General features: G+C 65.3%; 12 protein-coding genes. 8 read left to right on the forward strand and 4 right to left on the reverse strand.

The features are described from left to right. Positions 1–395: 395 nt before the first annotated feature. Complete coding sequence (locus REH65_RS25040; protein ID WP_406689333.1) at positions 396–689, reverse strand: hypothetical protein; 294 nt, start codon at positions 687–689, stop codon at positions 396–398. Between the two features lie 230 nt (positions 690–919). Here REH65_RS25040 and REH65_RS25045 point away from each other — a divergent pair, with 230 nt between their 5' ends. Next, complete coding sequence (locus REH65_RS25045) at positions 920–1,153, forward strand: hypothetical protein (protein WP_406689334.1); 234 nt, start codon at positions 920–922, stop codon at positions 1,151–1,153. A 590-nt stretch (positions 1,154–1,743) separates the two neighbouring features. Here REH65_RS25045 and REH65_RS25050 read toward each other — a convergent pair. Continuing rightward, positions 1,744–2,214 carry a hypothetical protein gene (locus REH65_RS25050; RefSeq protein ID WP_406689335.1) on the reverse strand — a complete coding sequence of 157 codons (471 nt, stop codon included), beginning with the start codon at positions 2,212–2,214 and terminating at the stop codon, positions 1,744–1,746. Positions 2,215–3,091: 877 nt separating this feature from the next. Between REH65_RS25050 and REH65_RS25055 the strand changes: the two genes are divergently transcribed. Together REH65_RS25055 and REH65_RS25060 are read left to right on the forward strand one after the other, a co-directional pair. Then, the gene (locus REH65_RS25055; protein WP_406689336.1) at positions 3,092–3,970 is read left to right on the forward strand and encodes a helix-turn-helix domain-containing protein; all 879 of its coding nucleotides are present in this window, start codon (positions 3,092–3,094) and stop codon (positions 3,968–3,970) included. 32 nt (positions 3,971–4,002) lie between these two features. After that, positions 4,003–4,425 (forward strand): DUF397 domain-containing protein, encoded by a 423-nt coding sequence (locus REH65_RS25060; RefSeq protein WP_406689337.1) that lies wholly within the window; start codon positions 4,003–4,005, stop codon positions 4,423–4,425. Between the two features lie 46 nt (positions 4,426–4,471). On the opposite strand, the gene REH65_RS25065 is transcribed toward REH65_RS25060, so the two are convergent. Beyond that, positions 4,472–4,948, reverse strand: a complete 477-nt coding sequence (locus REH65_RS25065; RefSeq protein WP_406689338.1) for a GNAT family N-acetyltransferase — start codon at positions 4,946–4,948, stop codon at positions 4,472–4,474. Next, entirely contained in the window at positions 4,945–8,127 is a 3,183-nt protein-coding gene (locus REH65_RS25070) for an orotidine 5'-phosphate decarboxylase / HUMPS family protein (protein ID WP_406689339.1), read from the reverse strand. The genes REH65_RS25065 and REH65_RS25070 overlap by 4 nt, the downstream gene beginning before the upstream one ends. Positions 8,128–8,557: 430 nt before the next feature. Here REH65_RS25070 and REH65_RS25075 point away from each other — a divergent pair, with 430 nt between their 5' ends. The 5 genes from REH65_RS25075 to REH65_RS25095 all read left to right on the forward strand — a co-directional run bounded on the left by REH65_RS25075 (position 8,558) and on the right by REH65_RS25095 (position 15,127). Then, positions 8,558–8,740, forward strand: coding sequence for an FxLD family lanthipeptide (locus REH65_RS25075; protein ID WP_406689340.1), 183 nt, complete (start codon positions 8,558–8,560; stop codon positions 8,738–8,740). 200 nt (positions 8,741–8,940) lie between these two features. Then, positions 8,941–10,839 (forward strand): lantibiotic dehydratase family protein, encoded by a 1,899-nt coding sequence (locus tag REH65_RS25080; protein WP_406689341.1) that lies wholly within the window; start codon positions 8,941–8,943, stop codon positions 10,837–10,839. Positions 10,840–10,880: 41 nt separating this feature from the next. Beyond that, a complete protein-coding gene (locus tag REH65_RS25085; protein WP_406689342.1) occupies positions 10,881–11,915 on the forward strand; it encodes a lanthionine synthetase C family protein in 1,035 nt (344 codons plus the stop codon). Positions 11,916–11,960: 45 nt separating this feature from the next. Further along, positions 11,961–14,012, forward strand: coding sequence for a methyltransferase, FxLD system (gene fxlM / locus REH65_RS25090; protein ID WP_406689343.1), 2,052 nt, complete (start codon positions 11,961–11,963; stop codon positions 14,010–14,012). Then, the gene (locus tag REH65_RS25095) at positions 14,009–15,127 is read left to right on the forward strand and encodes a hypothetical protein (protein WP_406689344.1); all 1,119 of its coding nucleotides are present in this window, start codon (positions 14,009–14,011) and stop codon (positions 15,125–15,127) included. Before fxlM ends, REH65_RS25095 begins: the two co-directional genes overlap by 4 nt. Positions 15,128–15,349 lie beyond the last annotated feature (222 nt).

A 15,349-nucleotide genomic window follows, 5' to 3' on the forward strand; every position in this document is an offset into this window, starting at 1 on the left:
CTTTCAGCATTGGGAGACGTCCGGGTCGGTGGTAGGCCACGCCGGCTCCGTCTCGATCACTCTTGGGAACTCGTCGGTTGGCGTCGTCAGCAGGGAGCGCTCAAAGCTCAAGAACGGACGTGTAGGAGTCTCCATCATCTCTGCGCAATGCCGTCCCGCGCAGTTGTCGTCGAACTCGGACATGGTCGATCCCTAATCCTTTTCTGGATTTCTTGGGAGAACTTCACCTGAGTAAATCGCGACGTAGCCGCCCTCGTAGATCTCGCCGGAAAAGCTCAGCCCTGTGCGCAAGTAGCGGCGGGGTGCACGCGTGGGATGGCCTGTGGTGCCAACATCGGAGGAGTGGCCCGCCACCGCGACTACGTCGCAGCGATGGCGGGCCGGTAGCTCATGTGTCACGTGACTGCGAGACCGGTCCTCGGCAGGATTTCGTGTGTATCCACTGTGTGCTTCGGATGTGGTGGTGTTTCTGCGATTTTCGTGCACCAGAGACACGGTCTTCCTCCCCCTTGAGTCATGATGGCTGCGACGGGCAGTGCATGGCCGCACAGCGGAACGCGGTACTCGACTACGCCAAGTTCGGCGACTTCCACCCAGACCGGTGGGATGAATTCGCCTTCTGCTCGGAAGATGTGGCTGTTGCCGTCCAGGCCGGACTGTCTCATGACGTAGTTGTAGTTATGGCTCACGTTGTTCTCCGTTCTGGTTGACACGTTGGGCATGGTGAGTAGTTGGCGGGAACGGCTCGCGTCAGGAACCCGATGACGCCGCAAGCGCAGAGCACTGCGTATCGGCCAGCGAAGCTGGTCTTCACTGGATTAGCCGCGAGCATGTGCCAGAGCTGGCCGCGGAGACCGATCGCGTACAGGCCACCTTCAGTTGCGGAAGTCCTTAGTGGACCGGGGCCTGCGGCCATTCGATGGCTAGCGAGCTGGTCGCTCGGGACAACTGCGAAGCAAAGCTTGCAGACCGTACCGACGTTCGCATCCGCACGTTCCAGACGCGACTCGTGCATGACGATGCCGCAGAAGGTGCGTCGATTACCTCTGTCATCGTGATGATGGACAGCGAACGCATGCACCAACGAGTTCGCCGCGCCGGCTTCGCTGGTATCCGTGCGGAGACGGGCGAAGACGATCGGCGAGGTCATTGATCCTCCCGAGCTGCATCAATAGATGACGGCGCGTGCTCCCGCTCGTTCGTACGTCGTGGCCGCGCATCCGGGTGTTTTCGCCAGATTCGACGGGTGGTGCGTCGGACTCTCCGTTTGGCTCGGAACCGGCGCACGGCAGGGAGATCTGCGATGACGGCGGCCCACGTGAGTGCGGCAAGGATTCCGAAAACGACGTTGAGGGTCGTCATTTCGCTCTCGTTTCATCGTGTGAGGAATCCGGCGGAACACCGTGCTCCGCAAGGGCACGTCGCCATCGGTGGAAGGACCGACTGCGATGCGGCCGACGCCGGTCGTGAAGAACCAGTGCGCCGCAGGCGGCGACGGTGGCGAGACTGATTCCGGCGGTGATCACAACAGCTCTCCCGGACCTTGGCGTGTGTGTTCGCGATGTGGAACTGACCTGGAATCCGGTGGACAGACGGTGGTCGGGGACAATGTCTGCCCACCGGACTCGCAGGTGCCGCGACGGGCCCGTCGGGTTCGGGGCAGCGACGGGCCGCCGGGCTGGTCCTGGCCGTTCCGTTCGGGGAGCCACGGGGGCATGGCGGATCGGACAGGACGATCAGGGGTTACCGATTGCGAGCAATGACCCTGCGGGCTATGCCGACGACTGCGGACCACGGAGGCAGGGGTCGGCCAGGCTGGGGCAAGTGCCACCAGGCCGAGGAATTGGTCACCGGCGGAACTACGAGTTGCCCGCCAGGCGGTGTGGCGTGCACGCGGGCAGCGCGCAGCTTGTGCAGCAGCTCGACGTTGGCACGCTGACGGCGCTCAGTGATGAACGTCCACCATCGATCGTCATCGTCTCGGCTGACAGGGCCCGCCATCAGACTCGACGAGAGTTCGAGGGCAACCGGTTCAGCGAGAGCGCGTGGGATGCGGAACGCGTCAAGGGCATCTCCGGTGCGCACCACAAGTCGCTTGTGCGTGACATCGATGCTGACCGGCCAGCCCATGTGCTCGAGGAAGAAGTTCGCCTCGGCGGCGAGATCGGGCTTGGCGAGCACGGGCTTGCGCTTGACGGAGGTCGAGGACGTCATGTTGTTACTCCGTTCCGTTCTTGTGGCGCGCCGCGGCAGTACTGCACACCTGTCGCGAAGTCAGGGGCTGTGCGTGGGGTGCCTGACCCGCCGGGCGGACCGTGCACTCGGCTGATCGGGCAGGACGACGGAATAGCCACCGAAGGAGCGCCGACGCACGAGAACGACGGCGCGAATCGGCCATAGGGAGATCGGGGTTGGACAGGCTGGCACCTGCTCGAGCAACGAGCAGGCAGCTGCGACACCGCGGACCTGGTGGAGATGTGAGGGAACTCGGCACCACGAGGTGGCCGCACAGCGCTTCGCGCAGGCCGGAGCCGTTGCGGATCGCTTCTGCAGACTCGTGGTCGGTTACGGCGTGGTCCGTTTTGTCGGTACCGCTGAGGAACCAGGCATAGAACAGCTGTTCGCTCGGTGTCATCTGATCACCCCTGTTCGGAGGGTGCGGGCGGCGCGCGGAGTTGCCCGGAGGGAGGTCACTCAACGCGGCGCCGCCCGCCCTCATGCGCCCGAACCGGCTGGAGGTCCGGCCGGGCTGGACTGTGAGTGGACGGAAGTCGGGAGCTGAAAACGGCCGGCGAGGGGCGAGAACTGCTGCCGCTCTCCCCACGGCTACGGACGCCCGTTGGGCGCGTTTTGCCTGTTCATGAGCTTGAGTTCGCTTGAACACGTCAGGGGCCACCTCGCTCGGTGATGCTGCTACCGTCTATATCTCTATCCGTGGATCGAATCGAACTGATTCTTTCGCAATGACGGTATCGTGATAATCACCTTTTGGCTACCCCTCCGTGCTAGTAGCGCAGAGCGATAAGCTTTGGGCGAGGAAGGAGGGGTGCCCGCCCGGTGGCTGTCACGACGTTGCAGAGAGGGCGCCCACATGCCGATGGCCAAGATCCGTACCGCCAAGAAACTGCTGCTCGGCAAGGAGATCGAGCACATGGTTCTCAAGGCGGGCGTCTCCCAGTCAGACGCCGCTGCGTTCATCGAGTCGAGTCAGAGCCGGATCGCTGGGCTGATGAGCGGGGCGGGCACGATCTCGGTCGGTGATCTGGAGCGCCTGGCGAGGAACCTCGGGTTCGCCGACGAGGGATACCTTGAGGTGCTTCGCGAGCTGAGGCGGGACAACCACAAGCGTGGACATTGGTCGACTGGCCACAACCGCGCGTATTCGGAGGACCTGAGGCTGCTCATCGACCTCGAAAAGCACGCCGATCAGATCCGCTGGGCCGAAGTCGAAGTCGTTCCAGGCTTGTTGCAGACCGAGGCGTACGCGCGAAGCATGTACACCGACCAGCCCGCCGTCGACGGCATCACGGTGGAAGATCGAGTGGCCGCGCGCATGGCGAGACAGGACATTCTGGACAAGCCGGAGCCACCCCGGACCCAGGTCGTGATGAGCGAGTCGTGCCTGCGTCGCGAATGGGCTTCTGCGGATCTGATGCGTGAGCAGATCGAGCATCTCATCGAGCTGTCCAACCGCCCGAACATGATGCTGCAGGTCATGCCGTTCAAGGCGGCCCCAGGGCGCCGCTCGCCGATAGGGACCCGATTCGGTCTGCTGCGAGTGCCGTCTCCCGGAGCGGCCGGCCCCATCGAGGTCGCCTACACCGAAGGCGTGGGCGACATCCGGTATCTCGATGATCAGCGGGCACTCGATGCCCACGAATCAGCGTGGGCTCGGCTGACCAACGCCGCCCTGCGTTTCGACGAAAGCCGTGCCTTCCTCAAGGCGCTATCGAGCGAATACGCGACATAGCGGATGAACTCGACGATCTAGGGAGATCTCACGTGAGCACCAACCGACGGCCGCAGTTCGCCGAGCACGATTTCCGGAAAGCCACCCGCAGCGAGCCCGACAAGGCATGCGTCCGGGTGGCCCGCCACGGCGACTGGGTCGAGCTGCGCGACGACAAGACCGCCTTCGGCGCGACCGACGATCACAGGCTCGTGTTCAGCGCCGAGGAGTTTGACGCCTTCCTGGCTGCTGTGAGAACTGCCGGGGAAGCGGGCTACTTGGGCGCTGTTCGAGCAGGCGACTTCGGCGACACGTGCTTAGAGATCGTTAATCGCTGTGAGGACTACACTTTCCGTCGTCGCGGTGGGTCGATCGAACTGGCTTTCACCGACGTGGAGGTAGCCGCCTTCATCCATGGTGTCGTCCGAGGTGAATTCGACCAGGGCACCGTCCCGACCGAAGTCGTAGCCGTGTGACCTGCTGGCTCTTTCCGAGAGTTGTGTGGAGTTCCGTCGGTGTGCTCTACGCGAGCTGAAGCTCGTAGACGGCTCGGTGTTTGCCGGCTCCCTTGTAGTCGGAGATCACCGAGATGCCGTTGACGGTGTGGTCGCCGGCGACGTTGGTGAATCCGCGCCGCGTCCAGGTGTGGTGGGCGGGTGCGTTTTCGGGTTCGGATGTCAGATACAACCGCGAGCAGCTGAAGCTGACGGCAGCGTCTCGGACGCTGTTGAGCAGTGCGGTGGTGATGCCACGGCGGCGGTGTTCGGGGTGGGTGACGACGTCTTGGATGTAGATGTCGTCGGGGTGGTCTTGGCTGCGGAAGGCGATGATCGCTCCCACGAGTTCGTCACCGTCGACGGCGACTGGGCAGGTGCCGGAGAACAGGGTGGCGTAGAGCCAGTAGTCGGATTCCGTGCGGGGACGGACGAAGGGCGTACCGAGTTCCATCAGGTGGATGATGGCGGGGATGTCGTTCTGGCTGAGGGGCCGGGTTTTCATGCGTGCCTTCCGGTCTGATGGGCGAGTTCGACGATGCGGGCCGCGGCTGTGGTCGGGTCGACGGCGTCGGTCACGCTGCGGCCCACGATCAGGATGTCCCAGTCCGCGGTTGCGAGTTGGGTGTGGTCGGCGACGCTGAATCCGCCGCTGACGGCGACGGGCAATCGTGTCCATGAGCGCAGTGTCTGCGCTGTTTCGAATGCGGTCGCGCTGCCGATGCCGACGTCGATGTTCGTGGTGATGGTGAATCCGTCGACTCCGGCACGCTCCATGTCGATGACCCATCGTCTGGTCGTGTTGGCGGGAGCGTCGAGCAGGATCGGGATACCGAGACGCTGGCCTGCGTCCACCGCGGCGCTCACGCTGGCTGTGGTGGCCGGGCCGATGAGTAGGACGATGTCGGCGCCTGCCTCTGCGGCAAGCAGTACCTGGTCGCGTCCCCAGTCTGCGGACATCATCTCGGCGACGATCGTTGCGTCCGGGACTGCGGTCTTGACCCGTTCGATTGCGCTGACGCCGGCTTCCTTGATCAGGGGGTCGCCGATTTCGACGAAGTCCGCTCCGGCCTTGACCGCGGCTTGTGCGATTCCGATTGCCTGATCGACGTCGTGGACGTCGAGGGCGATCTGGACTGCGCGGGTGTCGCGTGTCCTGCGGAATCGCTCGTGACTCCGCAAGGAGTTCTCGGTGGCGCGCTGCTGCTGGATCTCAGTGATCAGGTGGTCTGCTTCTTGACGGACGAGCCAGTGATCGCTGCGCTGCGCCCTGTGCACGACGCTGTGGACGCGTGTTGCCGAGAGCTCTAGATGGCCGGTGCGGATTTCTCTGAGGATGGTCAGCAGTGCACGGGGGGCATCGTTTCGTCCGGGCCCGGTGTCGGTGCCGAGCAGGATGTGAAGCCTGTGCCAGCTGGACCGGACATTTTGAGGGCAGTGTTGCCAGCTGGGATCAGCAGCGGCAACGGCGGTCTGGACGAGTGTGTCGTCTGGGTATTGAACAGCGCGTTGATCGAGGCTGCGGAGCACAAGTTCACGGACGTGCCAATTGTCGTCGTGTAGAAGGGCGACGACATGGCGCTGTGCTGCGGTTCCAGCCAAACGGGTAACAGCGCGCGCCGCGGCTGCGCGGACCTTGTAATCGGGGTCGTGGACGAGCCGTTCGAGAACGTTGTGCGTCGAAACATCCAGCGGAGCACGATCGTCATTGATTCCCTCCGCGAGCGCGGCACGGACCCGCCAGTTCGAATGACCGAGAAACGCGTCTAGCTGCAGGATGTCCGTGGCGATTGCGAAGAGGTAGAAGTGCCGTGCGATGAAGATCGCCTCGTCGCCGACCGTCAGGTCTGTGGCCTCGACCAAGTCGCGGGATTCAGCGAGACCGAAGGTGTGCTCGACGAAGCTGGTGATGTCGGGCCACAAGGAAGTTCCGAAGCGGCGTAGGAGCGCAACAAGCCAGGCCGCAAGCCCGGACCCGAGCGCCGTGGCGACGGATCGGACGTGAAGTAGGGAGCGGCACAAGTCGAGCGACGATTCACGCTCAGCCCGAAGCACAACTTGACGCAGCAATTCCGGGGTCGCAAACCTGCTGCCGTCGGCCGCGGCCATCAACAGCGGCAACGTCGTTTCCACCGCGGTGGCCGGTGCTGTGGCTACGTATCCGAGCAAGTCGGGAGCGATGTTGTCGAGTCGTTGGAACACCAGCTCGATGATGTTCCGTGCGATACCTGAGGTGGCTGCGCGCTTCGCCAGGTCGTTGAGCGTTCTAACGCTGGCGAGGCTCCGGTCTTGAGCGTGCAGGTAGTCGGCGATGGCTGTGCTGACGAAAAACTCGCGAAGTATGTTGTGGGTGAACTCGAACCGGCCGTTGCACTCGCAAGCGATGTTCCTCGTGACATCCGCCGGCAGAGCCGCGTGCCGAGTCGCGTTCACGTGCGTGAGCCCGGGTGTGGCCTCGGGCATCGTGGCTGGAAGCTCCTCGCGGTACTGGTGGTAGGCCTGGTCGGTGAGCAGTGATCTGACGGCGACGGCGTCACTGTTTCCGATGATCGTGCGAACGCACTGATCAAGAAGTGCGTACCCGTTGAGGTCGCCCTTCGGCGTCTGCAGCGAGGCGGTCAAGGCGAGCCGCAGGTAGACCGGTGTCAGGACAAGATTCTGAATGCCGCGGGGAAGCTGGTCGTATGGCGTCGTCTGTTCTGTTCGAGCCTGGTCCCACAGCGAGCGCGCCTCCGCCGGGGTCCACTGGGCAAGTTCAACGCTGTATCGAGCCGGCGGGCTTTTCGTTGGAGTGTAGATGCTTGCGTGCACCAGCGGGTACGCAGTCGTTTCAACGGCCAGCGGGGTCCGTACCGCAATCAGGAACCGCAGATGCGTGGTCGTGACTTGGCGGAGGATCGCTTCGACCTGGCGACTGATAAGCGCGAAATCGTGGTCGTTGCCGATGCCGTCGATGACCACAACACAGGGACGCGAAAGCCCTGCGCAAGTCTCTTCGAGGGCGAGTAGGGCGTCCTGGCCCCGAGGTATCGATGCGTAGCGGAGAACCTCGCTGGGCAGGTCGACGTGCCCATCGGTCCACTCATTGACCGCGAAAAGCTGGAGATCAGCCTCGCTCGCGAGCTGGTCGGCGAGGTGGTGGGTCAGCTGTGTTTTCCCTGTTCCAGCGGGCCCGGCGAGAAGGAAGACTCGTGCGGCCGAAGACAGGAACGAACGGAACGCTTCGACTGTGCTCGTCGGCACGTAGTAGGGCAATGGGGATGCGACATCGCTGAGCGAGTCGATGACGTGCCTGGTGCGTGTTGCCGATCCCACGCCCAGCTTGCCTGGGGAAATGGAGCATCGGCGGTCGAACCGCTCCCGGTGTTCGGCGGAAAGATTGTCGAGCGCACGATTGAGCACTTCTCGGGTCTCGTGATGCAGGCTGCCGTCACGGGTGGCCTTCTCCCAGTTCGCGACGGTGCTCTGGGCGAACCCGAGGTGCTCGGCGAAGGAACGTTGACTGAGGTGCTGGACCTCGCGCAGCACCTTGACTTCGTGCGGGCTCCACGTCAGATCGCGGGTCACGCAGGTTCCTCCCAGCACGGCATTTGCTGTGATCAGAGTATCGGGCCGGGGTGACTGATCAGAACCGATCACTTCCGGTGCGTCGCCGTCTTCCGGTCTGTCCTGCGTGACGGGCACGGTGAGGACGTGATCGTCACGAGGCGGCGATGCTCGTCTACCGGGGGATGTGCCTATGCCACAGCTGACAAGCGCTGAACGAACGTCAACTGATCCGAGTTTGCTCCGTCGCCTTGTATCGCAGCGAGGGCATGTCGATGACGTTCAGCTCGCCGTGTTGCTGCGGGAGGTGCAGTGGGAGATCGACTCGATGGCTTTCGATCTGCCGGCTGGTCGTGGCACTCCAGAGCGTCGTGCGCTTCTGGCGGATGTGTTGGTCAAGCTCGCTGACGTGCTCCGGCCACCACTGGTCATCTCCGCTGAGACGAGCTCCTCGTCCACACCGTCCGGCACTGAGGTCCGCGGCTCGTGATGACCGCTCCTACGTCGAGGAGGGCTTCACGTAGTCCTCCTCGACGGTCCAGTTCACCATTCCAGCGAAAGGAAAGTGATGAGTTCTCCGGCAATTGAGCACATCAGCAGCACCGACACGAACGATCTTGACGCTGGAGGTGACCCCTTTGACCTCGACATCACTCTCATTGAGGGGACGCCTGCGGCCGAGACGGTGTTGATGTGCAGCACGGGGGACGGGTGTGGTTCCTCCTGCCCGAGTGCGTGCACGACCTCGTAGCCCTGCCGTAGTAGCGCTGTCCGGTTCTCGTTGGTCTGGCATCAAGGAGTTGGTGAGTGATGACGCGGTCGCGAGCGCGGTCGTATCGGCGTGCGGGCTCTGCGCTGCTACGCGCGGCGACCCATGTCAAAGCGCCACCGTTGCCTGAGTGGCCGGGACCGGGCGGCACGGTCGAGCAGTGGCAGGCCTGGATGGCGCCGGTGTGGGCCGACGAGGAGTTCCAGCATGCGGTGAGCAGCACGAGCCCGGATTTGGCGCATCGAGTGGAGGCGGTGTTGGCCGGCCAGTCGCCGGACGTGCGACGGGCTCGGCGGGCCGCTCTTGCACTCGCCCGCTTCGCCATCCGGTATGGACATCGGGCCACGCCGTTCGGCCTGTTCGCAGGGGTTGCGCGCTGTGAGTTCGGTGAGACCGCGCAGGTGCAGATCGGCGACGCCCACGAGATCGTCGCTCGATCTGCGCCGCGCGCGGTGGCTGCTCGCATCGCTTCGTGTGAATCCGATGCTGCGCTGATCGCGACAGTCGAAGTACGGGTCAACCCGTTGGCGCAGGTGCGCGCCGACCGTGTCTACGTTCCCGCCGAAGGTGCTTCGGAGTTCTCGCTGGCGGTGACTCCCGCTGTGGCGGCGGTGCTGGATGCAGCTCAAGCTCCGATCAGCCATGAGGTGTTGCTGGGCAAGCTTGCCGCCGAATTCCCAGACACCGCGCCTGAACGGCGGTCCTCGCTGGTAGCCGAATTGCTGCGGGTGGGGCTACTGCGCTCGGCACTACGGGCTCCGGCCACCGTCGTTGACCCCGCCAGCGTTCTGCCCGCTGACGAGATCTCGCTCGGGAGTGAGCCTGCGGGGAAGGATGCGTGCGATGTCCGGCTGGACGCGGATGTGCGTCTGCCAGAGGCGGTGGGGGTTGAGGTGGAGACCGCGGCGACTGTGCTGGCGCGTCTTGCCCGGCATCCGCAGGGCACACCGGCTTGGTGTGACTACATTGAGCGCTTCGCCGATCGGTGGGGCGAGGGCGTCGAGATCAGCCTGGAGCACGTCATCGACCCTGACCGCGGGCTGGGGCTTCCCGCGGGTTTCGGATCAGTCGCTGAGCCTCCGAGGACGATGACGCGACGCGACCGACTGCTACTGGAACTTGCTGGATCCGCGTCGCTCGAAGGTCGCCGGGAGGTGCAGGTCACCAGCGCGATGCTCGAGGAACTCGAAGCCTCCGCAGGACCGCCGCCGACCACCTCGGCACCCCATTTCGAAGTGTGCGCACAGGTGCAGTCCAGTTCACGGGACGCGTTGCAGCGAGGCGGTTTCCGGCTACGCGTGCAGACGGTGTCGCGAGCGGCTGGGTCGATGACCGGCCGGTTCTGGCACCTCCTGCCGGAAGCGGCTGGATACCCCGCCGATCTCCCGACTGTCACAGCTGGAGCCAAGGTCGCGCAGTTGTCGTTTCACTCATGCCGAAGCGATGCCGATTTGCTCACCCGTGCTCCCCAGGTCCTGCCCGACGTCCTCAGCGTCGGCGAGTTCCGCGGCAGCGACGAGACGGTTCTGCGCCCGGCCGATCTTGTCGTCGGCCTTTCCGACGGGCACCTGTATCTCGCGGTCGGTGCAACCGGACAGCGCATCGAACCGGTGGCACCGACGGCGATCAACTTCGTGTGGAACAACTACACCCCACCGATCGCCCGGTTCCTCGCCGAGCTCAGCCGAGCCGCCACGCCACAGGTGACGTGGTTCGACTGGGGAGCGGCGTTCACACTGCCGTTCACCCCGGCCTTGCGGTACCGACGCAGCATCCTCACCGCTGCCCGGTGGCTGCTGCGCCCCATTGCGCTACCCGAATCGAAGGCATCGACCGCTCAGTGGACGGATGCGCTCCACGCCTGGCGGAAGCGAGCCGGGGTAGGCGAGCGAGTGCTGCTGGCCGCTGACGATCAGCACCTCCCGCTCGATCTCAGCCGAGACATGGATCGGGACCTGTTGCGTACCCATCTACGGACTTCGCCGGTGGCTGTTCTGCACGACGCTCCGCCCGAGGACGCCGATGGCTGGATCGATGGCCGCGCACACAGCATCGTCGTGCCCGTGAGGTCGAACCGATGACCTCACCCCGGACTCAGGCGTTGTCCGAAGACACCCTAGGAATGGCCCTGCTGCCGATCGAGCGTGGCGACCTCAAGCACGCGCGTCGATTGCTCCGGCAGGCGATCGACGGCGGGGTTAGCGCCGGTGCGAATGCGTCCCTGTTCCACGGCGCCCCCGCCCTGGAATTCGTGCTGGGCCGCGCCGGCCGGACCGAGCGAGGGGTTCATGAGGCGGTCGATCGACTCGTGGCCAGCCGCCTGGCCTCCGCCGTCCGACGGCGAGAAAGCCGACGTCAACCGAGTTTGGCGGAATTCGACCTCATCCGAGGCCTCACCGGACTCGGCGCACTGCTCCTCGCTCGCCCACAGCCCTCGCCACTTCTGACCGAGGTATTGGCGTATCTGGTGTCTCTGGCCCACCCGGTCCCCCCGGGCGAGTTCGCCGACGGCGCCGAGCTACCTGGGTGGTGGTCGCTCGAGACGCTCGGACACGATGCCGCCGTGCCCGGTGGCCACAGCAACCACGGCGTTGCACACGGCATCGCCGGGCCGCTGGCGCTGCTGGCCCTCGCCGTCCGGCACGGAGTCCCTCCTCCCGGCGGTGATGAGGCGATCAAGGTGTTCGCTGACTGGTTGCGCCGTTTCGGCGGTTACTACTGGATGACCCGTGACCAGCTCGCCGAACCGAAATGCGCACCCGGCTCGGTACCGGCGCGGCCATCCTGGTGCTACGGGGCGCTCGGGATCGCCCGCAGCCTGCAGCTGGCCGCACTCGCCACCGGAGACGAGGCGGCATGCCACGCCGCGGAGGAGATCGCCGTGGCTGTCCTCGCCGACTCCGCAAGCACCAGCCTGGTGACCGACGCATCCCTGTGTCACGGATGGGCTGGGCTGCTGACGGTCACCCGCGCGCTCGCCGCCGACGCCACCCATCCGACGCGCTTCGCCGACCACATCGAGCACCTCAAGGGCCGGCTGGCAGACGAGCTGGACACCCTCGACAAGCCCGGCTTCCTCGAAGGCCGCACCGGCGCGCTCCTCGCGACCGAGGTCTCCGACCGGACCGGCTGGACCCGAGCACTGCTGATCACCTAACCCGACTCTCCCCACATGAGCTGAACAGGAGCGAGGAAGACACCGATGACCTGGAACGACGAGGACCTGCTGACGACGAACGATCAGGGACCGTGGTGGCAAGCGACCATCGCTTTCCCCGATCCCAGCGGGATCAGCCCTGAGGCCGCAACTGCCCTGGCCGCCGGGTTGGAAGGGCAGCGGTTCCACTTCCTGCGCAAGGAAGGCAAGATCCGGCTCCGCGTCGAAAAGCCCGCCGCCGATGTTCTCGACCGGCTTGTCGCCGACCAGCACGCGACCGGCTGGGTGCCCGGAATCTATGAGCCGGAGGTCGAGGCTTTCGGTGGCGCGGAAGGCATGGCGATCGCCCACGAGCTGTTCTGCGCCGACAGCCCGGCAGCGCTGGCCGCCACCGGCGATTCGCGTAACCGCGAACGCTGCATCCTGCTGCTGTCCACGCTCCACCGAGCCGCAGGGCTGGATCCCTTCGAGATCGGTGATGTCTGGGCCCGGTTCGCCGCGCTCCGGCCAGTGATCCCCCCACCTGATGAGCACGCACAGGGGCCGCAGCTTGCTGCGATGCGGCGCCTGATGCACGCCGACGCCGCTCAACGTGAGACCACCGAAAACCGCTGGTCCGAGCGAGTTGCCGCCTTCGCGGCAGCCGGGAGCGCGCTGGCCGACCTCGCGTCTACCGGGCGATTGACCCGAGGCCTGCGGGCTGTGCTGGCTCACCACGCGATCTTCGCTTTCAACCGCGCAGGAACCCCACCTGCCGACCAGGCCGCCGTCGCATGGCTCGCCCAGCACACCACCTTCGGCACCGATGTCTCGACCACCGTGTCGCACTCGGAGACGCCTTCGCCTGCCCCTAACCTTCCGCGGATGAACAACATGATCACCACCGACCTCGCGGAGCTCCGCGAGGAGTTCGTGACCCGCCTGACCGCATCCGGGCATTTGCACAGCCAGGACATCATCGACGCGTTCCGTGTGGTCGAACGCCACACCTTCGTTCCCGACGCTGACCTGGCCTCCGCCTATGGCGAGGGCACCGTCTCCGTCAAAGACGCCCCCGACGACGGCGAGACGCTCTCCTGCATCTCCGCCCCGTCGATCGTGGCGACGCAACTCGAACAGCTCGCCCCGCAACCTGGCCACCGCGTCCTAGAAGCCGGTGCTGCGACCGGCTACAACGCCGCCCTGCTGGGGCGACTCGTCGGACCCGGCGGGCATGTCTGGACCGTCGACGTCGACGAAGACCTGGTCGCAGGGGCATCGACCAACCTGGCGTCCGTCGGAATCGAGAACGTGACTGTCTTGCTGGGCGATGGAGCGGCCGGGTTGCCCGACCAGGCGCCATTTGACCGGATCCAGTTCACCGTCGGAGCCGGCGACATTCCCACCCATGTTCTGGATCAGCTCGCCCCCGGCGGCCGGCTGGTGATTCCTATGCGCATCCGTGGATCGATCTCGCGGTCGTTCGCCTTCGAGCGCGAAGCCAACGGCCTGACGTGGAAGACGGTCTCCTGCGAGATGGCCACGTTCATTCCGCTGCGCAAAGGCGTCGCCGACGACATCCGCACCGTCGTCCACCACGACGGGCCCGGCGACGTTCACTTGGAGACCTACACCGAGCAGGAAGTTGATCGGGAAGCGATGCGCAGCATCCTCGATCAACCCTCGCACAAGATCTACACCGGCATGAGGCTCCGCCAGGGCTTCTCCTGGGAATGGGTCTACCTGCACCTCGCCTGCACACTGACCAACGGCTTGTCCCGCATGCCCGGACAGCGCCCAGGCTTCACACCGCATTTCGCATGGGGCTCCATGGCTGCGCTCGAGGGCGACAGCCTCGCCTACCTCACCATCCGCGAAGGCGATGACGAGGATGGCCGTTATTGGGAGCCCGGCGTCATCGGCCACGGACCCCGCGCCACCCAGCTCGCCGACCAGGTCGCCACCGAATTCGCCACCTGGGCATGCGAACGAGGAAACGACGCCCCCGAACCCGGTTTCCGGATGACCACAGCCGACCACCGCGACCTCCTCGAGGCCACGGACCCCCGGTTCGTCATCGACAAACCCCACAGCCGACTGGTCGTCGACTGGCGATGACCGTGGCCCCGGCCGTGAACCCCGCACTCGCCGAACAGATCCCCCTGGTGCGCCGCCCCAAACCACTCGGGCTACCTCTGGAAACGCGGATCGCGGAGCTCACCGAGCTGACCGACTGGCCCGCAGGCGCGGACCACCACCAGCAGGTGGCCCGCGCCAGCGGTGTCATCAACGTCGCCGCCCTCATAGCCTCCGACATCGGGCTTGCCGGCCTCGCCGAAGACCTCTGCTGGCGCCTGCACACGATCTTCACCGAGCCGCGGGACCTCACCCCCGATGCTGCGGTGATGGCGCTGATGCCACTGACCAACATCGCACGCCTGCTCATCCGCGAAGGCCAGCCCACCGAGGCCTACGAACTGCTCCAACGTCTCTATCGTGCAGCCCGCCAACGCGAGGTGGCCACGATCCGCGGCCGGAACGTTGACCTCTCGACCTGGACCTGCACCCGTGAGCACCACCGCCGGGTTTGTACGGATCTGTGGAGCGCGCTGCTGATCGATGGCGCCCGCGCCCTGGCGCGCGCCGGCTGCTGGACTCGCGCTGCCGAGACGATCGCCGCCCATCGTGGCATCGGAACCCGGCTACTCGACGGCCGCCAAATCAAGATCATGTCGCTGCTGGAACAAGACCTTCACCCGCAGGCGAGAGCCCTGATCGACTCCACCGTGCCCACTGAAACCTGGGAAGCACCCGTCGGAAACCTCCTGCGACTGTCCTGCACACAGGCCAGGCCATCAGTCCCTCACGGCGAACTCGAATCCGCAGTGGACACGACACTTGCACTGATGAACGACGCAGAGCCCAGCACCGCAGCGTTCCGAGTCCGCCTGGGTCTGACCGCGCTGGGCCTGGCCGGTGACCGCTCCACCACCACCATCACGCAGTTGCGACGGGCGGTCATCGCCGCTGCGCCCAACGACGCCTACGCCGCACGTGATGCGCTACGGAACCAGGCACTGTGCGCCCACCTCACCACAGACCAGGAACACGAACTCACCGCCGTGCTCGCCAGCTCAGGGCTCGGCCGACGAGCCCTGACCGGAGATCAAGCCCACGACTTGACCGCCGCGGTCCATCGTGCGGAAGAGCATTTGCGGACGCTGCTCACGTAGTGATGTCTCAGACTCGGTTGTTCGGTATGCGACAGCACGTCGATTGTCGGTGTCGTCCGGCACTGTTGAACGCAGGCGTCGATCACGACGCGTGAGTGCACGAGAAATCGCGCGTTGATCGCCGCCCTTCCGTCAAGACAGCCGTGGGGGACGTTCGGCCGCTTGGAGGCGGAGCGATGCGGGTTGTTGGGGCGATCGGATGTGCCTGAGTGGCTTTCCTTC

The sequence above is a fragment of the Saccharopolyspora sp. ID03-671 genome (assembly GCF_045278815.1).
Taxonomy (GTDB): domain Bacteria; phylum Actinomycetota; class Actinomycetes; order Mycobacteriales; family Pseudonocardiaceae; genus Saccharopolyspora; species Saccharopolyspora ipomoeae.

Bases quoted from the DNA above. Each gene is read 5' to 3' on its own strand.
- REH65_RS25045 (WP_406689334.1), top strand. From the start codon at position 920: ATGGCTAGCGAGCTGGTCGCTCGGGACAACTGCGAAGCAAAGCTTGCA.
- REH65_RS25050 (WP_406689335.1), bottom strand. From the start codon at position 2,214: ATGACGTCCTCGACCTCCGTCAAGCGCAAGCCCGTGCTCGCCAAGCCC.
- REH65_RS25055 (WP_406689336.1), top strand. From the start codon at position 3,092: ATGCCGATGGCCAAGATCCGTACCGCCAAGAAACTGCTGCTCGGCAAG.
- REH65_RS25065 (WP_406689338.1), bottom strand. From the start codon at position 4,948: ATGAAAACCCGGCCCCTCAGCCAGAACGACATCCCCGCCATCATCCAC.
- REH65_RS25075 (WP_406689340.1), top strand. From the start codon at position 8,558: ATGAGTTCTCCGGCAATTGAGCACATCAGCAGCACCGACACGAACGAT.
- REH65_RS25085 (WP_406689342.1), top strand. From the start codon at position 10,881: ATGGCCCTGCTGCCGATCGAGCGTGGCGACCTCAAGCACGCGCGTCGA.
- fxlM (WP_406689343.1), top strand. From the start codon at position 11,961: ATGACCTGGAACGACGAGGACCTGCTGACGACGAACGATCAGGGACCG.
- REH65_RS25095 (WP_406689344.1), top strand. From the start codon at position 14,009: ATGACCGTGGCCCCGGCCGTGAACCCCGCACTCGCCGAACAGATCCCC.